Genomic DNA, 21,260 nt, shown 5'->3' with positions numbered 1-21,260 from the left:
ACCGACTCATGAAGTTCGAACCTTTTACCAAATCGCTCGTGGCAACCGCATTGGCGCTGAGCTGCCTGACCGCCCACGCGGCCTCCGTTGCCCCGGTCGCGGCCGAAAACGGCATGGTCGTCACCGCCCAGCATCTGGCCAGCCACGTCGGCGTCGATGTGCTCAAGAATGGTGGCAACGCCGTCGATGCCGCCGTTGCAGTAGGTTATGCGCTGGCGGTGGTGTACCCCGCGGCGGGCAACCTGGGTGGCGGCGGTTTCATGACGATTCAATTGGCGGACGGGCGCAAGACCTTCCTCGACTTCCGTGAAAAAGCCCCGCTGGCCGCGACCCCCGACATGTACCTCGACAAAGCGGGTAACGTCATCCCGGACCTGAGCACACGCGGCCATCTTGCCGTTGGCGTGCCGGGCACTGTCTCGGGCATGGAACTGGCCCTGAAGAAATACGGTACCAAACCCCGCAAGGAAGTGATCGCCCCGGCCATCAAGCTTGCCGAAGACGGTTTTGTGCTGGAGCAGGGCGATGTCGACTTGCTGGAGTACGCCACGGACGTCTTCAAAAAAGACATGCGCGACTCGGGCTCGATTTTCCTGAGCAATGGCGAGCCGATGCAGGTGGGCCAGAAACTCGTACAAAAAGACTTGAGCAAAACCCTGCGGGAAATTTCCGAGAAGGGCGCCGACGGTTTCTATAAAGGCTGGGTGGCCGACGCTATCGTCACTTCCAGCCAGGCGAACAAGGGCATCATCACCCAAGCCGACCTCGACAAATACCAGACCCGCGAACTGGCGCCGATCGAGTGCGATTACCGTGGCTATCATGTGGTCTCGGCGCCACCGCCAAGCTCCGGTGGCGTGGTGATCTGCGAGATCATGAACATCCTCGACGGCTACCCGATGAAAGACCTGGGCTTCCGCTCGGCCCAGGCGATGCATTACCAGATCGAAGCGATGCGCCACGCGTATGTGGACCGCAACAGCTACCTCGGCGACCCGGACTTCGTGAAAAATCCGATCGCCCATTTGCTGGATAAAAACTACGCGACCAAAATCCGCGAAGTCATCGATCCGCAAAAGGCCGGCGTGTCCCGCGAGATCAAACCCGGCGTGGCGCCCCACGAAGGCAGCAACACCACCCATTACTCGATCGTCGACAAATGGGGCAATGCGGTGTCGGTGACCTACACCCTCAACGACTGGTTCGGCGCCGGCGTCATGGCGAGCAAAACCGGGGTCATCCTTAACGATGAAATGGACGACTTCACCTCGAAAATCGGCGTGCCGAACATGTACGGTCTGGTGCAGGGCGAAGCCAACGCCATCGCCCCAGGCAAGGCGCCGCTGTCGTCCATGAGCCCGACCATCGTCACCAAGGATGGCAAGGTTGTCATGGTCGTCGGCACCCCCGGTGGCAGCCGCATCATCACCGCAACTCTGCTGACCATCCTCAACGTGATCGACTACGGCATGAACATTCAGGAAGCGGTGGATGCGCCGCGTTTCCACCAGCAATGGCTGCCGGAAGAAACCAACCTGGAGAACTTCGCCACCAGCCCGGACACCAAGAAGATGCTCGAAAGTTGGGGGCACAAATTTGCCGGGCCGCAGGACCCGAACCATATCGCAGCTATTCTGGTAGGTGCGCCTTCGCTGGAAGGCAAGCCAGTGGGCAAGAACCGCTTTTATGGAGCGAATGATCCACGGCGTAATACCGGGTTGTCACTCGGTTACTGAAACAGGCGATCACCGGCCATTTCAGCTCCCTGGGTGGCCCTGATCTCCGTAGCAGCTGCCGAGCCCGCGAGGCTGCGTTCGGCTGCGAAGCAGTCGTAAAATCGGCAACCGCGTTTATTCAGGTAAGCCAGCATTTGCTGGTTCGCGACCGCTTCGCGCTCGAACGCAGCCTCGCAAGCTCGACAGCTGCTACAGCTGCTTCAGCTCGACAATTGTTGCATGAAGAAGGGAGTTGAAATCCGTCTCCGAGCCACCGACTTATCAAGGAAGGAAGCCATGAGCACCGCACTCCTGATCATCGATGTCCAACGCGCGCTGTGCACCGGCGAGTATGAATGCTTCGACATCCAGCGCGTCATCGACACCATCAACGACCTCAGCACCAGAGCCCGGGCAACCAACATCCCGGTGATCCTGATCCAGCACGAAGAAGAGGGCGACCTGTTGCAATACGGCAGCGAAGGCTGGCAACTGGCCGAGGGTCTGAAGACTTCACCCCAAGACCTGCGCGTGCGCAAAACCACCCCGGATTCGTTCTACCAGACCCACCTGCATGAACAGCTGCAAGAGCTGGACGCCGACCGCCTGATCATCTGCGGCCTGCAAACCGACTACTGCATCAACGCCACCGTTCGCCAGGCGCATCAATTGGGCTACGACGTCGTGCTGGTGGCCGACGCCCATTCCACCATCGACAACGGCGCGATGAGCGCCGAAGACATCATCGCCGAACACAACAAGGATCTGGCGCACCTGACCGGCTCCGTGGCACGGATCGACGTGACGCCGGCCAGCGAAATCAAACTCTGAAACAGCGCCAACCCCACGGCGGGGAGCTTGCGTGCCAGGGGCTGGACGCATTCGCTGCGCCTGTGGCATGGTCAAAAAAATAATACGCCATGCAGCGAACAGGATCAGAACATGGGGGAGGGTGATGAGGTCGGCGCCAAGGCGTCAATGGCAACGCTGCAAGCGTTCAACCTTTGCATCTTGCACCTGGGGCGTCTTGCCCGAGATCGCGGTGCCTCCCGCTTCATCACCGACGGCCTGCAGGCGTTCAGCCAACTGGTGCCCTTCGCTTCGGCCTGGTGGGGCGAAATGTCTGCGCCGGGCGTCGATGTTTCGACCAGAAACTGGATGCACGGGCGAATCAATCTGCCTGAGTCGTTTACCGCCGAGTGGCACACCTGTGCGCGCAACGACAAATTCTCCGATGACACCATGAGTCGACCCGGTGAGGTTGTGCGCGACAGCGGCTTCACCGACCCCAATGAAGACGTGAATGTGTTCGCTCGGCGCCACGACCTCTACTACCTGATGTGCATCACCTTCGAGTTACCCGAAAGCGGCTTGATGTTCTTCGTCTGCCTCTACCGAGGCAGGGATGCCTGGGCGTTCAACGACAGCGAGGCCGATCTGTTTTCGGCCTTCTGCGACCATCTGTTGCAGCTGTGGCGATTCCAGGTGCAGGACATGATCCGCTTCGACACGGGCAACGGCGCGTCGGACTTTGGCGTCGCGCGCATGGACGGCAGTTTGCTGTACGTGGGAGCAACGCTGTGTGCAGCCATTGAACGTGAGCTACCCGGCTGGAACGGTTCAATGCTTCCCGCGCAGGTGATCGCGCAACTGCCAAAGGCACCCTGCGTCATGCGCCTGGGCCGCTGCGCCCTGACACTGAGCCCTAACGCCGAGCACGTTATCCTGTCGCTCGAAACCCAATCGCGCGGGGCGATGCTGGCGCCACGGGAGCGAACGGCAGCCATGCTGTTCGCCGCCGGCCATTCCTACAAGGAAATTGCCAAAATCCTGGAGTTGAGCCCTGCGACAGTCCGCACTTATTTGCGCAACTGCTACCTGCAACTGGGCGTGAAGAGCAAAGTGGAACTGGGTTCTGTCCTGCGTTCAGCGATGCCAGTCAGTTGAGCGCAATCCCTGTGGGAGCGGGCTTGCTCGCGAAGACGGCGGTACAGTCAACATTGATGTTGCCTGACCCACCGCTTTCGCGAGCAAGCCCGCTCCCACAGGGGAATTGAGCTCATACTTCTAAGGCGTATTAATGTGATCCAGCACCCGGTTCGCCGTGATCTCCGCTACCATGATGCTGTTCGAAATGCCCGGCAGGGCGTAGCGCGACTCACCCTCCAGATGATCCACCAACTGATGGACCATCACATCGACCGAGGCCAGCGTCTCGACCAAAAAAACCGCGAGAGTTTCGGCTGTGGCTTGTGGGTCCACGGAAAACATTGTGCTGGGTGTACGCGCGGTGGCTTTGATGTCGGCATTCGACGGGAAGTGGAAGTCGAGGGCGCGTTCGGCGGCCTCGTTGAGCTTTTTTGAATCGAGAGATTCGTAGGGGGATGCCGGGTCTGTGACCGGCGGGTTCGGCGTTATCTTGAACATACTTCGTGCTCCAAAGTAGTGGCGCCGTCACCGAGTCGCTGCTAAACGAAGGGTGGCAGCTGTGCGCAGGTTAGCAGACCGGGGAGACACGAAACCGGCGCGCCCGAGGGCGCCCTGCGCACAGCTACCATGAAGTGCAGGCATGAAACTACCTGACTGTCTGGAATGCAAATGCGCTTCGTATCACCACGGGCTGCTAAACCCGATCACTGACGATCACTGACGATCACTGACGATCAGTGACGCGAATCAAGTTACCGAGTGACCCCACAGCGCACAAGCCGGCGGATTCTGGTGCAGCCGTAGGCAACGGCGCAAGGTTATGTAGCTTTCAGGACGTAACTTTGATGGCACTTAAACAAGGAGCCTCTGGCGATGTTGAATTATCTTGTGCGCGAGTCGTACAGGCAGGCGGATGGTCTAGAGGCGATCTAAATGTTAGGTTGAACCAAACGAATTGCGAGCTTCAAATGACCCCCGAAGAAAAAGCGACAGAAGAGGCTGCCTTTGAGTTTGCTCGGGCCAATAGGGCTTCTCTTGCAAGGGCAATTGCTGACACCAGCATCTTTGCACCAGAGGATTTCCCTATAATGGTTTTTATGGCCGGGTCGCCCGGGGCTGGGAAAACTGAGATTTCTAAGGCCTTCGTCGAATTTTTTGAAGAGGGTGATGAAGAATATGAGGCTCAACGGGTGCTTCGCATAGATCCTGATGACTTCAGGACCTTGATCCCAGGCTACACGGGTTGTAACTCTTATCTGTTTCAGAGGGCGGTTACAAAAATTCTCGAAAAGGTGTTGGATCGAGCTTTTGAGAAACGAATTTCGTTCATTCTTGACGGGACGATGGCAAATATAGGTGTCGCAAGACGCAATATTGACAGGGTCTTGGGTAACCGAAGGTTCGCCCAGATTATGTACGTTTATCAGAGGCCGGAATTGGCCTGGCAGTTCGTAAGGGCCAGGGAGATAACTGAAGGCCGCAACATTCCCATGGATGAGTTCGTCAGACAGTATCTGGCAGCTAGAAGGAACATTGTCGACATCAGACGATCCTATGGGGAACATCTGGTCGTGAATTTACTTATCAAAAATACTGATGGGACTGATGCCGCGTACGCAGGTGATGTGACCGTCGACCAGATTGACGACCTGATACCTGAGACCTATGATCATCTTGAGCTTATCGAGCTCCTAACCGAGGCAGAGAAAAATGAGTGCAGCTAAGACCGGAAAATCCAGTCCTTTGGCTGAATTTTTCTGCAAGGCTTCCCCCGAGACCAAGCGGGACGTATTTATAGTGGCGATGTCTAAAGCGATCGCCTCCCAGCGTGACGTGCTGGATAAGGCGGAAGCTATCAAGATGGCGCGAAAAACCGAGAAGGCTTCTGCCTAAGGCGAATGTGTCATTGACCAAAAAGCCCAGCTATCTGCTGGGCTTTTTCGTTCCTGGGGATTCGTAAAGACGAGAAGGGTCCGCAACACGACGCCCCGACTGCCGGCTGGATCAAATCCCTCACGGTCTCCCAAGGCCTCATCGCCGAGCAAGTCGCCAAGGGCAGCTACAAAAACTCCGCCTCGTTCTACCTCCTAGATGCCGCCAACAACTCCATGCTCGGTGTCTACGACCTGCGCCACGCAGACCGCGATGGCGAACAAGCCGTCATCGAGTTCAGCGGCGTGTCCGTCGATAACAATGTTGACTGTGCCGCCGTCTTCGCGAGCAAGCCCGCTCCCACAGGTTCCGCCGCTACACCAGATCGGATGCCTGTCATCTAATTACCTCACCCCTCCTCATTTGTAGAGGTCCATCCGACGCCTGCGCCCTATAGGGTATGCCCTGCATATCAGAGGCTTGCGGCCGTCTGTTCGGGCCACTTCCAAAACTATAAAAATAGAGGTGAGGCAGTTGAAATTTTCCAGGCTGTTTATCGCCGTTGCGTCGACAACGGCATTTTCCTGCATGGCGCTGGTGGGGTGTCAGACACAGGGTTCGACACCGGCTGACATGGTGATGCGCAACGGCTATGTCTATACCGTCGATGGCAAGAACTCGGTGCAACAGGCGATCGCCGTCACGGGCGGGAAGATCGTCTATGTCGGCAGCGATGAAGGCGTTGCTTCGTACATCGGTACGCAGACCCAGCTGATCGATCTGGCGGGACGCATGTTGATGCCCGGCTTCGTCGATGCGCACATGCATCCGGGGGACGGCGGTCGCGCCATGACGTTGTGCGACCTGAAATACCAGACGATGACCCGCAAGGTTTTCCAGGAAACCATTCAGGCGTGTCTAGATGCCGACAAAGGCAAAGGCCCCGATGTCTGGCTTGAGGTGGGCAGCTGGGACCGCATGGGCATGACCGGGCTCGACGGCGATCCCGACAAATCGACGCTGGATGCACTCAAGACCACTCGCCCGATTCAGGTCCGTTCCACCGACTTCCATACCGTGCTGACCAACTCTCGCGGCCTGGCGGTCGCGGGCATCAACAAGCACACGGCCAATCCGGGGGATGGCAAGTACGTGCGCGACAGCGCCGGCAACCCGACCGGTATCTGCGAAGACGGTGCCGCCGATGCCATGGCTGCCGTGGTGCCGCCAGCCAGCGACGCAGAAAAACTCAACCAGACCCGCGCGGCGCTCGATGCCATGCGCCAGCAAGGCATCACCAGTTTCTTCGATGCCTTGTCGGGGCCTGAAAATGGCAAAGCGTTTACCACCCTGCAACAGTCGGGCGAGCTGACTGCACGGGCCTTGTTGGCGATCAAACTCGACCCTGCCGCCGCCGCTGCAGACCCGGCGAAAACCATTGCCGAGGCCAAGGCATTGGCCAACACCTACGACCAGGGCGAAGCCAAAGTCGCGCCGGGTGTGAGCATGCGTCACGTCAAATTGTTCATGGACGGCATCATCAACGCTCCAGCGGATACCGGGGCAATGTTGGCGCCGTACCTGCGCAATGCCGGCACCGATGCCGCGCCCAAGTGGACGCCTGGCAAGAATATCGGTGAGTTGTATTTCCCGCCGCAAGTGCTCAATCCGCTGCTGTTGCAAGCGGTGCAGGCCGGCCTCGATCTGCACCTTCACGCCACCGGGGACCGAGCGGTGCGTGACTCGTTGAACGGTATCGAATACGTGCGCCAGCAACTGCCGGGCAACGGTTTTCGTCCGGCCATTACTCACGCCGAGTCGGTGGACCCCGCTGACTATGCACGCTTCAAGGCGCTGGATGTGACCGCCAACATGTCGTTCCAGTGGGCCCAGCAGGCGCCGTCCACGGTCGACGGCACCAGCGATCATCTCGGCCCGACGCGTTTTGCCCGCATGGAGCCATCGGGCAGCATCCGCCGCGCGGGTGGCCGGGTTGCTTATGGCAGCGACTGGCCCGTCGACCCGCTCGATGAATTCCTGGCGCTGAAGATCGGTGTCACCCGTTCAGGCGATCCTCTGAACCCGCACAGCTACGGCCCCAAGTATGCCGGCAGGTTGAATGCCGACCCTGCGTTGTCGCGCACTGACGTGCTGCGCACCATCACCATGAACGCCGCCGAGCAACTGAAACTGGAGGCTGTCGTCGGTTCGGTCGAGGTTGGAAAGTTCGCCGACTTGATCGTGCTGGACAAGAACTTCATGCAGGTGCCGGAGGACGAGCTGGGCCGAAACGAAGTACTGCTAACGGTGGTCGGCGGCAAGGTCGTGTGGGCCAAGGCGCCGTTCGTTGGACCCGATCCGAAGGCATTGTCACAAGCGTCCACATCCCGAATCGCCCGATAAAAACAAGAGAGTGTTCCGATGCGACTATTCATTCCCAACCTGTTGACCGCAGCCCTGGCCCTTTCCTCGGCGCAGGCCATGGCCGCTGCTGATCTTGTGCTGTTCAACGGTAAGGTCTTTACCGCCGAACCCGGTCAAGCACTGGTTCAGGCCGTGGCGGTGCAAGACGGCAAGATTCTGAAAGTGGGCAGCAATGCCGAGATCAACGCCCTGGCCGATGCCCAGACGCAACGAATCGATCTGGCGGGCAAAGTACTGATGCCTGGAATGATTGATACCCATAGTCACCCGGTCGTCGCGGCCTTCAACAGCCAGGGGGCCAACCTGCTGGATGAAGTAAAGCCGTTGCCGGAGCTTGAGCAATGGGTGATCGAGCAGGATGAAGCGGGGCGGGCACGGGCCGGTGACGTGATCAGCATTGCCGGGGTGAGTTCGGCCTATTGGGAGAAAAGCCGCGAGCTCGGTCAGCGCTTCAATCAGGGACGCTGGGCGGACCAACCGGTGGTCCTCAGCGGGATAGACGGGCATACCGGCTGGGCCAACAACGCGATGCTCAAGCGTCTGAAGATCGACGCGGCATTGGTAAAAGGTCTGTCGGAACAGGATCGCAGCTTCGTGGGGCACGCAGCGGACTTCACTCCCAATGGTTATTTTGCCGAGTCGCGCTGGGACAAGGTACGCAGTCAGATCCCCGCGCCCGGCAACGAGGTCATGCTCAAGGCCGCCCGCGAGGCGGTGAAGGTCAATAATCAATATGGCGTTACCGCCTGGATGGACGCGGCAGCGAATGCCGGAAGTGGCGATTCGCTGCTCGATTTCCAGGCCACCGAGCAGAGTTACGGTGTTCTGCCGCTTTACCGCGAACTGGCGCAGAAGGGCGAGCTCAATGCCCACGTTGCGGCGCTGCTGCTGGCCAACCCAAAAAGCCGGCCGGCCGATCTGGAAGTGCTGGCCAAGGTGATGAAGAAATTCGAGGGCGTGCCCAACCTGAGCTTCCCTGGTATCAAGGTCTTCGCTGACGGCGTCCTGGAGTTTCCAGGGCAGACGGCAGCGGTGATTGATCCGTTCACCAACAGTCAAAAAAACGGTCAGTTGCTGATCGACCCGGCACACTTCGGTGAATTGGTGGTCGCGGCGGAGAAGCGTGACTGGATTGTGCACACGCATGCGGTCGGCGACCGTGCCGTACGTGAGTCACTCAATGGCATTGAATACGCGCGCAAGCTCAACCCGACACCGATGGCCCACAGCATTACTCACCTGCAACTGGTCAATCCAAAGGAGTTTCCGCGATTCAAGCAGCTTGGCGTGATCGCTTCCATGCAGCTGCTGTGGGCCACCGGCGAGTCTTACACGGTGGAGTTGGTCAAACCGTATATCAGCGCGTTCGCTTACGGTTATCAGTATCCCGCCGGGTCCCTGCATAACGCCGGTGCGGTCATCGCCGGTGGCAGTGACTGGCCGGTGTCCAGCCCCAACCCGTGGAATGCCATCGCCCAGGCCAGCACTCGCAAAGGGCCGCTGGGTGTATTGAATGCCAAAGAAAGCATTGATCGCCAGACCATGTTCTACGCCTACACCCTCAATGCCGCCAAAGCCCTGCGGCTGGAGCAACAGATTGGTTCGCTGGCGCCCGGAAAACAAGCCGATCTGATCATCCTCGACCGTGATGTGTTCAAGGTCAGCGACGACGAACTGTTCGACACCAAGGTCCTGAAGACTTTCTTCGCTGGCAAGCAGGTTTACGCGCCCGCGTCCTGACGACTACCCGCCTGCAGTACCGAAAAAATGCTCCCGCTCCTCGCATGGCGAGGGGCTGGGCAACGCCATGCCCGACATCACCCGCTGATCCATAAAAATAAGAGACTTGTATGAACGTACGCTCAGCATTGACCCTTGCCGGCCTTGTATTGGCTCCCCTGACCAGCCAGGCACTGACACTTAACGATGACTTCAGCCTGGACATGACCCTGGGCGTTGTCAGTGACTACCGCACCCGAGGCATTTCGCAAACCCTGGGTGATCCGGCGGTTCAGGCCGGCGCCACGCTGGTGCACAGCAGCGGCTTGTACGTTGGCGCCTGGACCTCGAATGTCGATTTCGGCGGCCCCTACAAAACCCGGCAGGAACTCGAGTACTACGCGGGCTACTACTGGCAGGCGACCGAGGCAATCAGTCTGGATCTGGGGTACCTCAAGTACGACTATCCAAAGGAAGGCCAATTCAACATGAGTGAGGTCTACGCCATCCTTGACGTTTATGGCGTGAAGCTCGGCGCCAACTACTCAAACAATACGCCGAACTTCTTTGGCGAGGACCAGGACACCCTCTACACCTACCTCAGCTACAAAATCGAATTGCCGGCCGAGCTCGGCCTGGACCTGCGCGTGGGGCGCAACGATGTCAAAGACCCGGCTTTCTGGTCCGCCAACGGTGAAAGTCGCGATGCCTACACCGAGTGGGAAGCCAAACTGACCCGTGATTTCGTCGGCGTGACCTGGGGCCTCAGTTACATCGATACCGACCTGTCGAAAAGCGAATGTGCGAGCTGGTACGGCTATGGCGATCTGTGCACGGCCACCGTGGTAGCCAGTGCCAGCAAGACCTTCTGAGCCCGTGTGTTCAAAGCGTCTCCTATACTGATCCGCGTTGACAGGTTCAACGCAGATCCTGAATGCCGTTGGAGCAGCCAGCGGCTTCCCTACGACTCAACAGTAAGGAGAACGAACATGGCAATCCGTATTGGCGACGAAGCACCGGACTTTACCGTCGAAAGCACCGAAGGCCCGCTGCATTTCCACGAGTGGATCGGCGACAAGTGGGCGATCCTGTTTTCGCACCCCAAGGACTTTACCCCGGTGTGCACCACTGAGCTCGGCTACATGGCGGGGCTCAAGCCGGAGTTCGATAAACGCAACACCAAGATCGTCGGGCTCAGCGTCGACCCTGTCAGTAATCACCAGACCTGGGCCAAAGACATCGAAGAGACCCAGGGGCATGCGGTCAACTATCCGATGATCGGGGACGAGAATCTGGTGGTGGCGAAGCTCTACGACATGATTCATCCGAATGCCAGTGGCGGCGCACGGACTGCCGTGGACAACGCTACGGTGCGTTCAGTGTTCATCATCGGGCCGGACAAAAAGGTCAAGGCGATGCTGATTTACCCGATGAGCGCCGGGCGCAACTTCGATGAAGTGCTGCGTCTGCTCGATTCTCTGCAATTGAACGCCAAGCACACCGTCGCCACCCCAGTGAACTGGCGCCCGGGCGAGGACGTGATCATTCCCACTTCGGTCTCCGATGAGGACGCCCGGAAGAAGTATCCGGATGGCTTCAAAACGCTGAAACCTTATTTGCGCACGGTGGCGCAACCGAAGTAACCGATCTGTTGGGAGACCCAATGCCAGTCAATTAAGCGAAATCCATGTGGGAGCGGGCTTGCTCGCGAAAGCGGTGTGTCAGGCGACATCAATGTTGACTATGCCGCCGTCTTCGCGAGCAAGCCCGCTCCCACAGTGATCGGTGTTGTTCGCAAAATTTGTGTACGTTGCTAATTCATTTGTGGGCAAGCCTCAGTGGCGACTGCGCGCTACTCGCCCTCAAGCGCGAGTTCGCTCGGGTCGGCCCCGCACATCTGTGCCAACACCTGAACCACCAGGGCATGATCCTCACGCTGGGGTAGCCCTGAAACGGTGACGGCGCCAATGCACCCCACACCCTTGACCGACACCGGGAAGCTGCCACCATGATCGGCGTAATCACGCAGGGGCAACCCCATCAAACCTTCGAGTGAGTCGCCCTGAAGCGCAAAGGACCGGCCTACGCGGTATGAGCTGAGTTCCATCAGTTCCACGACATTTCGCTTGCGTCGTGCCCAGTCGGCATTGCTGGCAGAGGTTCCCGGCATCGAGTAAAAAAACACCGTGTCCCGCGCCAGCCTGACCTCAATCGTGGCGGACACGCCTTGCTCCTCGCAGGCGGTTTTCAAACGGGTGCCCAAGTCCCAGGCCGTCGCTTTGTCGAAGCGCTCAAACTTCAGGGTATCTTCCTGGAGTGCGATGCGTTGCAGGTCGGTTTTGATGTCCATGGTTTCTCCCTCATCCCTTTCGGGCGGTCGTACTGTTACGCACGGTTAATGTGAACGGCAGCACCACATGGCGGTCCGGGATGGGCTTTTTTTCGATGAGGGCGATCAGCATTTCAACGGCTTTCTGGCCAAAGATTTCGGCAGGTTGCGCGATGGTCGTCAACGCTGGATCACAGTAGGCCGCGAACGGAATGTCATCGAAACCCACCAGAGAAATATCTTCGGGTACCCGCAAACCCTGTTGTTTGATGCGCTTCAATGCACCGATCGCCATTTCATCGTTTTCGCAAAAGAATGCGGTCGGACGGTCGGGCAGTTCCAGCAGCATTCCCGCGCCATCAAAACCGGCCTGCAACGTGAAGTCCCCGTGGCAGATCAATTGTGGATCCGAGGCGATTCCGGCCTGGTGCAATGCATCTTGATAACCGGCCACACGGTCGCGTGTGAGCGGGCTGCTTTTCGGGCCTTTGATCAGGCCGATCCGGCAATGACCCAGATCGATCAGATGCTCCGTCATGGCCTTGGCCGCTGCCCGGTTGTCGAGGCTGATGGTCGGATGCCGCCCGCCTTGAATCACCTCGCAGGCGTTGACCAGGGGCGGTGATTCGCCACTGGGGAAGGGCGACTCAAAAGGGTCGTAGGCGCGCAACTGAATCACGCCGTCGGCCTGGTGGGCGTACGCCAGCGCGGCAAATTCCCGTTCGATTTCCTCGCGGCCCTGGGTGTCGCACAGCAGCAGTCGGTATCCGGCCGCCTGCGCCGCCCTTTGGGCACCGCTGATCACCCGTGCGAAAAACGTGTTGGCGATGGCCGGGACCAGAATCACCAGATTGCCGGTTCTGCGCGAACGAAACTGCACGGCCATAAGGTTCGGCCGGTAGCCGGCCTGTTCCACGGCTGCATTGACCTTGTCCCGGGTTTCGGGGAGTACGCGCTCGGGCGACTTCAGCGTTCGGGACACGGTGGCCACCGAGACGCCGGCCAGCCGGGCTACTTCACGGATATTGGACAAGACGACCTCGTTATCGAACCGGCAGATGTAAGCGTGGCCGGCGAGCTTACCGCAGTCCGGCCGTGCGCTGAAATGAGCTTCATTTTTAATCCAGGGTTTGACACCTGAAGTCACTGAGCCTAAATTTCCCGCATGATGTAACCGGTTACATCATAGTCAAACCTGAAGCGCTAATCCGCCCCGAACAAGAGAAAATTCGCGATGAATGTTGCAACGGCAAAAATAAGAATGGGGTTTGTCGGGGGCGGCGAGGGCGCCTTCATCGGCAAAGCCCACCGCCAGGCTGCCGGCCTCGATGGTCGTTTTGAACTGGTGTGCGGTGCATTCAGCCGAGACGCCCGCAACAATCAGGACACCGGCGCCGCGCTGGGATTGTCCGCCTCACGCTGCTACAGCGACTGGCAGCAGATGCTCGATAGCGAGCGCGCACTGCCTGCCGACCAGCGCATGGAGCTGTTGGTCATCGTCACGCCCAATCACTTGCACGCGCCGATTGCCAGCCAGGCACTGAATGCGGGTTTTCATGTGTTCAGCGAAAAGCCCGCGGCACTGAATCTGTCCGAACTGCTGGCGCTCAAGGCGGTGGTGCAGAGCAGCGACCGCCTCTATGGACTCGCCCACACGTATCTGGGTTATCCGATGGTCTGGCAGGCGCGCAAGATGGTGCGTAGCGGCGTGATCGGCGCTGTGCGCAAGGTCATCGTCGAGTACCCGCAAGGCTGGCTGAGTCGGGATGTGGCCGGGCAGGGCAACAAGCAGGCGAGTTGGCGCGATCAGCCCGAGCAGTCAGGGCTGGGCGGCTGCATTGGCGACATCGGCACCCATGCCTTTTCGCTGGCCGAATTCGTCGCGGACCAACCCATCGAACAGGTGTGCGCAACCTTGGGTTCGCACATTGCCGGGCGGCAACTGGACGATGACGCGGCGATGCTGTTCAAGATGGCCGCCGGGGCCAGCGGGGTGTTGATCGCCAGCCAGGTCTGCGCCGGAGAAGAGAACCCGTTGAAAATCCGCGTCTATGGCGACAAGGGCGGGCTGGAGTGGCGTCAGGAAGAGCCCGCGAGCCTGATCCATCGCTCCCTCGATCAACCATTGAGCATCCTTCGTTCCGGTGTCGGCCAGCCCTGGTTATGCGAGGCCGCCAGCCAGCGCATGCGTTTGCCTGCCGGGCATCCCGAAGGTTATCTCGAGGCCATGGCCAATCTCTATGGTGATTTCGCCACCGCGATCCGCAGCAACATCGAAGGCAACGATGCCCCCGGCGTGCCGGGCATCGACGTCGGGTTGCGTGGCATGGCGTTCATCGAGGCGGTGGTCGCCAATCATCGCGGCGACGCGAAGTGGACCCAACTGGTCTGCAACCCATGAATCCGGAGAACCCTCCCGTGAACCACACCTCCCCAACACCGGCAGGCCTGCGCGGCCCGGGTATTTTTCTCGCGCAGTTCATGTCCGCCGAAGCGCCCTTCGACACGCTCGCCAACATTGCCCGCTGGGCCGCAGCGCAGGGTTACAAAGCCATTCAATTGCCGACCCTGGGCACGCAGTACATCGACCTGGCGCGCGCCGCCGACAGCCAGGATTACTGTGATGAGTTGAAAGCCGTCTGCGCCCAGGCAGGTGTCGAAATCAGCGAACTGTCGACGCATCTGCAGGGCCAATTGGTGGCGGTGCATCCGGCGTTCGATACGTTGTTCGATGACTTTGCCCCCGAGCATTTACGCGGTCAGCCTCAGGCCCGCACCGAGTGGGCCATCGATCAGCTGAAGCTCGCCGCGCGCGCCAGCCAGCGCTTGGGGTTGAAGGCGCACGCGACGTTTTCCGGGGCGCTGCTGTGGCCCTACGTCTACCCGTGGCCGCAACGCCCGAGCGGTCTGGTCGAGCAGGGTTTTGCCGAACTGGCCAGGCGCTGGTTGCCGATCCTCGATTGTTTCGAGCAAGCCGGCGTCGACCTCTGCTACGAGATCCATCCCGGCGAAGACCTGCACGATGGCGCCTCGTTCGAGCGTTTCCTTGAGGCCGTCGATCACCATCCGCGCGCCGCGATCCTTTACGACCCGAGCCATCTGCTGCTTCAGCAAATGGACTATCTGGGCTTCATCGATCGCTACCACGAGCGCATCCGCATGTTCCACGTCAAGGACGCCGAGTTCCGGCCCGATGCCCGTTCGGGTGTCTACGGCGGTTATCAAGGTTGGGTCGATCGGCCGGGTCGCTTCCGTTCCTTGGGCGATGGGCAGATCGATTTTAAATCGATTTTCAGCAAATTGACGCAGTACGACTTTGCCGGCTGGGCGGTTCTGGAATGGGAGTGTTGCCTGAAGGATTCGCAGCAGGGCGCCGCAGAAGGCGCGGCCTTCATCCGCCAGCACATGATCAGCAAAACCCGCAAGGCGTTTGACGATTTCGCCAGCGTGGCGTCCGACGAGCGTTTCAACCGACGGCTATTGGGTTTGCCCGACGCCTGAAAACCTGTTTGCCCCTTTCTCCAAAAAAAACAATAAGACGGTGATTGATATGACCCTGATGAGTGCGCGATTAAGCGTAATGATGTTCCTGCAGTTCTTTATCTGGGGCGGATGGTTCGTGACCCTCGGCACCTTCCTCTCCAGTAATCTTGGGGCCAGCGGCGGGCAGATCGGCATGGCGTTCTCGACGCAGTCCTGGGGGGCGATCATCGCGCCCTTTGTGATCGGTTTGATTGCCGACCGCTACTTCAATGCCGAGCGCATTCTTGCGGTGTTGCATCTGATCGGCGCGGTGCTGCTGTTGCAACTCTATCGAGCGCCTGACTTCAGTGCGTTTTACCCGTTCGTGCTGGCCTACATGATGATCTACATGCCGACGCTGGCGTTGGTGAATTCGGTGGCGTTCCGGCAGATGCGCGACCCGGCCCTTGAGTTCTCGCGGATCAGAGTGTGGGGCACCATCGGCTGGATTGTGGCGGGCGTGGTGATCAGCTTTGTGTTTGCCTGGGATTCACAACAAGCGATCTCATCCGGTGGCTTGCGCAACACGTTTCTGATGTCGGCCATCGCCTCATTCGTGCTCGGAATCTACAGCTTCAGCCTGCCGCGCACCGCGCCGCTCAAACCTGAACCAGGCAGTGTCGGCTTGAAGCAAATACTGGGGCTGGACGCCTTGGGTTTGTTGAAGGACCGCAGTTACCTGGTGTTCTTCATCGCCTCTATTCTGATCTGCATTCCGTTGGCGTTTTATTATCAGAATGCCAACCCGTTCCTGGCGGAAATCGGCGTGACCAATCCAACCGCCAAGATGGCGATCGGGCAGGTCTCGGAAGTGCTGTTCATGTTGCTCCTGCCGCTGTTCATTCAGCGTTTCGGCATCAAGATCGCGCTGCTGGTGGGAATGCTGGCGTGGGCGTTGCGCTACCTGTTGTTCGCCTACGGCAACAACGGGGACCTCGCTTTCATGTTGTTCACCGGCATCGCCCTGCACGGCATCTGCTACGACTTCTTCTTTGTTTCGGGGCAGATCTACACCGATGCCAAAGCGTCGGAGCGTTTCAGAAGCTCCGCGCAAGGGCTGATCACGCTCGCGACGTACGGCTTGGGCATGCTGATTGGCTTTTGGGTGGCCGGGGCGGTCACCGATCACTATGCGTCGGCTGACAGCCATGACTGGAAAATCATCTGGCTGTTCCCGGCAGGGTTCGCGCTGGCGATATTTTTCTGTTTTTCGCTGGCCTTCAAAGGGCGGCAAAGCGTGGCGGTGCCGTCGAGTATTTGAATAATGTCCCGAGCCTGAAGAACACCGTCGGAACCTGTGGGAGCGGGCTTGCTCGCGAAAGCGATGTGTCAGACGACATCAATGCCGACTGTGCCGCCGCCTTCGCGAGCGCTTTTTGTAGGAGCCAGGCTTGCCGGCGAAGGCGATCTGAAGGACGCCTTCGCCGGCAAGCCTGGCTCCTACGAGTTTTGCGATCAACCGACTGGTATTTCAGGGGTTATGGAACGCGCCTGATTCAAGGCGCGCCAAACAACATCGTCCAATAAACACCCTCATCGCTGCGCGAATCGGCGGCATAGGCCGCGCCCACTTGGGTAAACATCGGGTTCATCAGGTTGGCGCAATGCCCGGGGCTGGCCAGCCAGCCGGCCATCGCCTTGCTCGGTGAGCCTTGCCCGGCAGCGATGTTTTCGCCAATCTGCCGACCGCGGTAACCGGCGGCTCTGGCCCTGTCTGCCGGCATATCACCATCAGGATCCCGGTGGGCGAAGTAATTGCCGTAGGCCATCGCCTTGCTGTGGCCTTGCGCAGCGGCCCCCAGAGCGGCATTCCAGGCCAACGGCCGTGCGGCGGCAAAGCGTTGGCGGCCGCACATGCGCGGCCTGGCCCGTGCCGCATTGACCTCGGCCAGCAACGCCTTGCCCGCTGCTCGCGAATCACCGGCACGTCCGTCGAGTACCGGTTGCGCCAGTACCACCTGCCATTCGCTACGGGAGCGAGTGACGCCGATGTCGGCGAACTGAGTATCGAGCAGCGCCCCGCAGTAGTCGCTCTCAAGCATGTCAAACGCCTCATCGGCATCTTGCGCGCCGACTACGCGAAGGGTGCGCACCGTCACCGCTTGATAGCCGTTGGCTTTCAAGGCACTTCGCAAACCGCCGCCATAACCGACCGGCAAGGCCAGGTTCGATTTCAGCGACAACGGCCGCAACGGCTTGACCGTACGCCCTGCGCAGCGATCGGGATCGGCGCGGTAATCGTTAATGACCTCCACCAATTGCCGTTCCCCACTGGCATGGGCGGGGCTGGCTAGCAGCGGGAGCAAAGGCATCAGGCACAGAGAGATAAAGCGACAGCGGCGGACGGTTGGGCGCATGAACGGACAGCTCTGATGAGATGACGACGATAGGGGGACAGGAGCGAGCAATGACCGTAGGAGCGCTTCGTTGGGTGAGCTTCTTTTACGGCACGGCTAAGACTGCGGGTCTGAAGACTGGTTCACGAGGGGAAGAGACAAATTTAGCACCGCCGCCGTGGGGGCTGATTCAGGCTTGCACGGGTCAGCCCGTCGGAGGACATCGGACACGCGGGCTGGTACCGTACTGACATCATTCAGGTGGTACAGGGACATGACGAAAGCCAGGGGTGACAAGGATTGGGTAAAGCGCTCGGCTCAGCCGTTGAAGATGGAGCGTATCGAAGCCTTTTTTGGCGGCCATGGGTTTACGCCGCATCGCCACGATACGTATGCCATCGGACGAACGCTGTCGGGTGTACAAAGCTTCCAGTACCGCAACACCAAGCGTCACAGCCTGCCCGGGAAAACCATAGTTTTGCATCCAGACGAGGTGCATGACGGTGAAGCCGGCACCGAAGCGGGTTTTCATTATCGGATGATCTACATCGAACCTGCTTTGATTCAGCAAGTATTAGGCGGCAAGCCCTTGCCCTTCATCGAGGGTGGTATATCCAGCGACCCACGGCTTTATGCCGCGACTCAGGTGCTACTGCAAAACCTCGACGCTTGCATCGAGCCCCTGGAAGAAGACGATGCCATTTACGATCTCGCGCAGGCGTTGGATGTGAACTCGGGGCAACGCGGGCGACGCAAGTCGTTTGATTTCGCAGCGGCCGAACGCGCGCGTGCGCTGATTCATGAGTCGCTGCATCGAGTCATTACCCTGGAGGAGTTAGCGCAGGCCAGTGGTCGAGACCGCTGGAGCCTGAGCCGTGATTTTCGTGCGCTGTACGGTACTAGCCCCTATCGATACATGACTCAACGACGTCTCGATCTGGCAAGAGCACTGATGTTCGGCGGCTACTCGATGGCGGAGGCGGCCGTCTGCGCAGGTTTTTTCGATCAAAGCCACATGACGCGTCAGTTCGTCCAGACGTATGGTGTCTCACCCGGTCGATGGATGAAAAGGCTGGGCCTTGTTTAAGGGCGCTCGACTTGCACAATCATGCAATACGCAGTGCTGGTCCTCTCCTAAAGTCAGACCTCGATAACGTGTCTAGTGAGGGCGACTCAAATGCATTCCCAACCCGGCGTGACAACCTGCACCGCGATTAACTTTGCCGAGAAATTTGCTTTGTTCAGCGAGCAATGGGCGCCCAAAGTTATTGCCGAAATGAACGACTACCAGTTCAAGGTGGTGAAAATCGAAGGTGATTTTGTCTGGCATTCCCATGCCGACACCGATGAAACCTTCATCGTCCTTGAAGGCGAGCTTCGCATTGATCTTCGAGAGGGGGCCGTCGTGGTTCGGCAGGGAGAAATGTACGTTGTCCCCAAGGGCGTCGAACACAAGCCGTACGCCGAGCGAGAGGTGAAAATGTTACTGATCGAGCCGCGTGGCGTGCTGAATACCGGCGATCAGGAGGGAGAAAGAACCGCAATCAATGACGTCTGGATTTAGACGCTTCAGTATTTTCTCCATTTTGTATGGGTGAGCAGGGCTAAGGCGCCTTTTACGGCAAGATAGCTGCCGAACAGGTTGCTGTAGAAGGACAGGTGTTCGCCCATGATCTGGCCCAGCGAAGTGCATCATCGATGAGGGCTTTGAGGCTCTATCGGTACATCTGCCAGCAAGCATTCAGCAGCGCAGTGTCATTCTCTGAATCAACCCATTAGCGGCGTTTTCGTTGAAAAGGTTCGATGGCAGGTGGCGAAGTGCCTCTCGTCGGAAGACAACGCGGCTATTTCGCGCTTTTCAGCTATTCTTGCGGCATCTGGACGGTGGCCATGACGTACTGGCACACGATGCGCAAGGAAGGAAGACAAAATGGATGATGTGCATTGCGTGCAAGTTATCGCTGTAACTGGCGGTAAAGGTGGCGTGGGCAAGACAACGGTGGCGGTTAACCTGTCGTTGGCGCTGGCCAAAATGGGGCGGCGTGTCGTATTGCTGGACGCCGATCTGGGCCTGGCGAATATCGATATTCTGTTGGGGCTGACGCCGCGCTACACGCTGGCCGATGTCATCGAAGGGCGTTGCGAACTGTCCGAGGCGCTGTTGCCTGGGCCTGGAGGCATTCGTGTTGCCCCGGCCTCTTCGGGCTTGCAGAGCATGATTCATCTGGAACCGGCGCAATACCGTGCACTGATCCAGTCCTTTAGCGATATTGGCGACAAGCTGGATGTGCTGGTGATCGATACCGCCGCGGGTATCGGTGGCTCAGTGGTCAACTTCATCCGCGCGGCGCAGGAAGTGATGGTGGTCGTGTGCGATGAACCCACCTCAATCAGCGGCGCCTACGGGCTGATCAAACTGCTCAACCTGAACTACGGTCTGCACCGTTTTCGGGTGTTGGTCAACATGACGGGCAGTCCGTCGGAAGGCCGCAATCTGTTTGCCAAGCTGGAAAAGATTACCGACATGTTCCTTGATGTCTCGCTGCAATACGTCGGCGCGATACCCAACGATGAGTGTGCGCACAAAGCCGTGCAGAAGGGGCGTGCAGTGCTTGAAGCCTTTCCCCGTTCCAAATGCGCTCAAGCCTTCCAGGCCCTGGCTCACAATGTCGATAGCTGGCCGTTGCCCACTCATCCGAGAGGGCATGTGGAGTTTTTTGTTGAGCAACTGGTGCAGAATTCGGGCAGGTGAGGTGCAAGGCCTAATGCCAGTCAGTCAAGTCGCACAACCTGTGGGAGCGGGCTTGCTCGCGAAGACGGCGTTACAGTCAAACATTGATGTCGCCTGACACACCGCATTCGCGAGCAAGCCCGCTCCCACAGGGGATTTCACTTAACTGACTGGCATCACAACTTGTAGCCGATCTGCCGCAACAAGTTCTTGCGCCACAGAATGTCGTCATCGCCTTCAATGTCTTTGGCACAGAAGCCATCCACCACGCCCACAATCCCGCGTCCCTGTCCCGTCTCAGCGAGAATCACTTCGGTGGGATTGGCCGTTGCACAAAAAATACGGCACACCTCTGGCACCATTTTGACGGTGTTCAACACGTTCAGCGGATAGAAACCGTCGCCCAGGAAAATGATGAAGCTATGGCCCGCGCCGATGGCTTGCGCATTTTTCTGCGCCAGTTCGATCATGGCGGTATCGGTGCCGGACCATCGCACCAGGCATTTGCCGGAGGCTTCACAAAAGGCCACGCCAAACTGGATACCTGGCACGGCATTGACCAACGCTTCATGAATATCCTCGACGGACTTGATGAAATGCGTCTGGCCCAAAATGAAGTTCGTCGCTTCTGGCTTGTCGATTTTCAACGTGATGAGTTGCATTTCAAACGCCTCCTTTCACGA

General features: G+C 58.9%; 20 protein-coding genes. 15 read left to right on the top strand and 5 right to left on the bottom strand.

The genetic code is table 11. From position 1 onward, the window contains the following. The first annotated feature begins 8 nt into the window (after positions 1-8). The 3 genes from ggt (at position 9) to ACIPLA_RS13055 (ending at position 3,662) form a co-directional block, all read left to right on the top strand. On the top strand, positions 9-1,736 hold the full coding sequence (gene ggt, locus ACIPLA_RS13065) for a gamma-glutamyltransferase (RefSeq protein WP_008068370.1): 1,728 nt from the start codon (positions 9-11) through the stop codon (positions 1,734-1,736). Positions 1,737-2,012: 276 nt separating this feature from the next. Beyond that, the gene (locus ACIPLA_RS13060) at positions 2,013-2,546 is read left to right on the top strand and encodes a cysteine hydrolase family protein (protein WP_401173426.1); all 534 of its coding nucleotides are present in this window, start codon (positions 2,013-2,015) and stop codon (positions 2,544-2,546) included. Positions 2,547-2,657: 111 nt separating this feature from the next. Continuing rightward, on the top strand, positions 2,658-3,662 hold the full coding sequence (locus ACIPLA_RS13055) for a helix-turn-helix transcriptional regulator (RefSeq protein WP_401173424.1): 1,005 nt from the start codon (positions 2,658-2,660) through the stop codon (positions 3,660-3,662). 120 nt (positions 3,663-3,782) lie between these two features. Here the strand turns inward: ACIPLA_RS13055 and ACIPLA_RS13050 are convergent, their stop codons facing one another. Then, positions 3,783-4,142 (bottom strand): DUF6124 family protein, encoded by a 360-nt coding sequence (locus ACIPLA_RS13050; RefSeq protein WP_401173423.1) that lies wholly within the window; start codon positions 4,140-4,142, stop codon positions 3,783-3,785. Between the two features lie 470 nt (positions 4,143-4,612). Here ACIPLA_RS13050 and ACIPLA_RS13045 point away from each other — a divergent pair, with 470 nt between their 5' ends. The 6 genes from ACIPLA_RS13045 to ACIPLA_RS13020 all read left to right on the top strand — a co-directional run bounded on the left by ACIPLA_RS13045 (position 4,613) and on the right by ACIPLA_RS13020 (position 11,302). Further along, complete coding sequence (locus tag ACIPLA_RS13045; protein WP_401173421.1) at positions 4,613-5,368, top strand: zeta toxin family protein; 756 nt, start codon at positions 4,613-4,615, stop codon at positions 5,366-5,368. Continuing rightward, entirely contained in the window at positions 5,355-5,537 is a 183-nt protein-coding gene (locus ACIPLA_RS13040) for a hypothetical protein (RefSeq protein WP_008068377.1), read from the top strand. The genes ACIPLA_RS13045 and ACIPLA_RS13040 overlap by 14 nt, the downstream gene beginning before the upstream one ends. Before the next feature lie 513 nt (positions 5,538-6,050). Further along, a complete protein-coding gene (locus ACIPLA_RS13035; protein ID WP_401173419.1) occupies positions 6,051-7,919 on the top strand; it encodes an amidohydrolase in 1,869 nt (622 codons plus the stop codon). A gap of 18 nt (positions 7,920-7,937) precedes the next feature. Then, positions 7,938-9,680, top strand: a complete 1,743-nt coding sequence (locus tag ACIPLA_RS13030; protein ID WP_401173417.1) for an amidohydrolase — start codon at positions 7,938-7,940, stop codon at positions 9,678-9,680. 110 nt (positions 9,681-9,790) lie between these two features. Next, positions 9,791-10,531, top strand: a complete 741-nt coding sequence (locus ACIPLA_RS13025; RefSeq protein WP_192342652.1) for a TorF family putative porin — start codon at positions 9,791-9,793, stop codon at positions 10,529-10,531. Between the two features lie 117 nt (positions 10,532-10,648). Then, entirely contained in the window at positions 10,649-11,302 is a 654-nt protein-coding gene (locus tag ACIPLA_RS13020; protein ID WP_007904854.1) for a peroxiredoxin, read from the top strand. A 209-nt stretch (positions 11,303-11,511) separates the two neighbouring features. On the opposite strand, the gene ACIPLA_RS13015 is transcribed toward ACIPLA_RS13020, so the two are convergent. Together ACIPLA_RS13015 and ACIPLA_RS13010 are read right to left on the bottom strand one after the other, a co-directional pair. Continuing rightward, positions 11,512-12,009 carry a heme-degrading domain-containing protein gene (locus ACIPLA_RS13015; RefSeq protein ID WP_401173414.1) on the bottom strand — a complete coding sequence of 166 codons (498 nt, stop codon included), beginning with the start codon at positions 12,007-12,009 and terminating at the stop codon, positions 11,512-11,514. A 10-nt stretch (positions 12,010-12,019) separates the two neighbouring features. Next, positions 12,020-13,021, bottom strand: coding sequence for a LacI family DNA-binding transcriptional regulator (locus ACIPLA_RS13010; RefSeq protein WP_401173412.1), 1,002 nt, complete (start codon positions 13,019-13,021; stop codon positions 12,020-12,022). 201 nt (positions 13,022-13,222) lie between these two features. On the opposite strand from ACIPLA_RS13010, the gene ACIPLA_RS13005 reads away from it, so the two are divergent. Genes ACIPLA_RS13005 through ACIPLA_RS12995 form a run of 3 tightly spaced genes read left to right on the top strand, consistent with a single transcriptional unit; the run spans position 13,223 to position 16,771 of the window. Beyond that, positions 13,223-14,389 (top strand): Gfo/Idh/MocA family protein, encoded by a 1,167-nt coding sequence (locus ACIPLA_RS13005; protein WP_371317099.1) that lies wholly within the window; start codon positions 13,223-13,225, stop codon positions 14,387-14,389. Continuing rightward, positions 14,386-15,489 (top strand): sugar phosphate isomerase/epimerase family protein, encoded by a 1,104-nt coding sequence (locus tag ACIPLA_RS13000; RefSeq protein WP_401173410.1) that lies wholly within the window; start codon positions 14,386-14,388, stop codon positions 15,487-15,489. Before ACIPLA_RS13005 ends, ACIPLA_RS13000 begins: the two co-directional genes overlap by 4 nt. 49 nt (positions 15,490-15,538) lie before the next feature. Continuing rightward, positions 15,539-16,771, top strand: a complete 1,233-nt coding sequence (locus ACIPLA_RS12995) for a nucleoside permease (protein ID WP_401173408.1) — start codon at positions 15,539-15,541, stop codon at positions 16,769-16,771. 235 nt (positions 16,772-17,006) lie between these two features. Here ACIPLA_RS12995 and ACIPLA_RS12990 read toward each other — a convergent pair whose 3' ends face one another. Further along, positions 17,007-17,867, bottom strand: coding sequence for a CAP domain-containing protein (locus ACIPLA_RS12990; protein WP_401173406.1), 861 nt, complete (start codon positions 17,865-17,867; stop codon positions 17,007-17,009). A gap of 253 nt (positions 17,868-18,120) precedes the next feature. Between ACIPLA_RS12990 and ACIPLA_RS12985 the strand changes: the two genes are divergently transcribed. The 3 genes from ACIPLA_RS12985 (at position 18,121) to ACIPLA_RS12975 (ending at position 20,598) form a co-directional block, all read left to right on the top strand. After that, entirely contained in the window at positions 18,121-18,933 is an 813-nt protein-coding gene (locus tag ACIPLA_RS12985; RefSeq protein ID WP_218394479.1) for an AraC family transcriptional regulator, read from the top strand. 90 nt (positions 18,934-19,023) lie between these two features. Then, on the top strand, positions 19,024-19,410 hold the full coding sequence (locus tag ACIPLA_RS12980; protein WP_030130977.1) for a cupin domain-containing protein: 387 nt from the start codon (positions 19,024-19,026) through the stop codon (positions 19,408-19,410). Positions 19,411-19,776: 366 nt separating this feature from the next. After that, positions 19,777-20,598: a MinD/ParA family protein gene (locus ACIPLA_RS12975; protein ID WP_401173403.1), complete on the top strand. Its 822-nt coding sequence runs from the start codon at positions 19,777-19,779 to the stop codon at positions 20,596-20,598. Positions 20,599-20,753: 155 nt separating this feature from the next. Here ACIPLA_RS12975 and ACIPLA_RS12970 read toward each other — a convergent pair whose 3' ends face one another. Continuing rightward, positions 20,754-21,239 (bottom strand): adenosine-specific kinase, encoded by a 486-nt coding sequence (locus ACIPLA_RS12970; protein ID WP_218394482.1) that lies wholly within the window; start codon positions 21,237-21,239, stop codon positions 20,754-20,756. Positions 21,240-21,260: the final 21 nt, after the last annotated feature.

Source organism: Pseudomonas sp. NPDC086112, assembly GCF_044746425.1.
In the GTDB taxonomy this organism is placed as follows: domain Bacteria; phylum Pseudomonadota; class Gammaproteobacteria; order Pseudomonadales; family Pseudomonadaceae; genus Aquipseudomonas.
The sequence above is the reverse complement of the archived record's forward strand: the minus strand, read 5'-3'. Positions and strand labels throughout refer to the sequence as shown.

What these genes read in the sequence shown, in the direction of transcription:
- ggt (WP_008068370.1), top strand. Translation starts at nt 9, where the DNA reads ATGAAGTTCGAACCTTTTACCAAATCGCTCGTGGCAACCGCATTGGCG.
- ACIPLA_RS13060 (WP_401173426.1), top strand. Translation starts at nt 2,013, where the DNA reads ATGAGCACCGCACTCCTGATCATCGATGTCCAACGCGCGCTGTGCACC.
- ACIPLA_RS13055 (WP_401173424.1), top strand. Translation starts at nt 2,658, where the DNA reads ATGGGGGAGGGTGATGAGGTCGGCGCCAAGGCGTCAATGGCAACGCTG.
- ACIPLA_RS13050 (WP_401173423.1), bottom strand. Translation starts at nt 4,142, where the DNA reads ATGTTCAAGATAACGCCGAACCCGCCGGTCACAGACCCGGCATCCCCC.
- ACIPLA_RS13045 (WP_401173421.1), top strand. Translation starts at nt 4,613, where the DNA reads ATGACCCCCGAAGAAAAAGCGACAGAAGAGGCTGCCTTTGAGTTTGCT.
- ACIPLA_RS13040 (WP_008068377.1), top strand. Translation starts at nt 5,355, where the DNA reads ATGAGTGCAGCTAAGACCGGAAAATCCAGTCCTTTGGCTGAATTTTTC.
- ACIPLA_RS13030 (WP_401173417.1), top strand. Translation starts at nt 7,938, where the DNA reads ATGCGACTATTCATTCCCAACCTGTTGACCGCAGCCCTGGCCCTTTCC.
- ACIPLA_RS13025 (WP_192342652.1), top strand. Translation starts at nt 9,791, where the DNA reads ATGAACGTACGCTCAGCATTGACCCTTGCCGGCCTTGTATTGGCTCCC.
- ACIPLA_RS13020 (WP_007904854.1), top strand. Translation starts at nt 10,649, where the DNA reads ATGGCAATCCGTATTGGCGACGAAGCACCGGACTTTACCGTCGAAAGC.
- ACIPLA_RS13015 (WP_401173414.1), bottom strand. Translation starts at nt 12,009, where the DNA reads ATGGACATCAAAACCGACCTGCAACGCATCGCACTCCAGGAAGATACC.
- ACIPLA_RS13005 (WP_371317099.1), top strand. Translation starts at nt 13,223, where the DNA reads ATGAATGTTGCAACGGCAAAAATAAGAATGGGGTTTGTCGGGGGCGGC.
- ACIPLA_RS13000 (WP_401173410.1), top strand. Translation starts at nt 14,386, where the DNA reads ATGAATCCGGAGAACCCTCCCGTGAACCACACCTCCCCAACACCGGCA.
- ACIPLA_RS12995 (WP_401173408.1), top strand. Translation starts at nt 15,539, where the DNA reads ATGACCCTGATGAGTGCGCGATTAAGCGTAATGATGTTCCTGCAGTTC.
- ACIPLA_RS12990 (WP_401173406.1), bottom strand. Translation starts at nt 17,867, where the DNA reads ATGCGCCCAACCGTCCGCCGCTGTCGCTTTATCTCTCTGTGCCTGATG.
- ACIPLA_RS12985 (WP_218394479.1), top strand. Translation starts at nt 18,121, where the DNA reads ATGACGAAAGCCAGGGGTGACAAGGATTGGGTAAAGCGCTCGGCTCAG.
- ACIPLA_RS12980 (WP_030130977.1), top strand. Translation starts at nt 19,024, where the DNA reads ATGCATTCCCAACCCGGCGTGACAACCTGCACCGCGATTAACTTTGCC.
- ACIPLA_RS12975 (WP_401173403.1), top strand. Translation starts at nt 19,777, where the DNA reads ATGGATGATGTGCATTGCGTGCAAGTTATCGCTGTAACTGGCGGTAAA.
- ACIPLA_RS12970 (WP_218394482.1), bottom strand. Translation starts at nt 21,239, where the DNA reads ATGCAACTCATCACGTTGAAAATCGACAAGCCAGAAGCGACGAACTTC.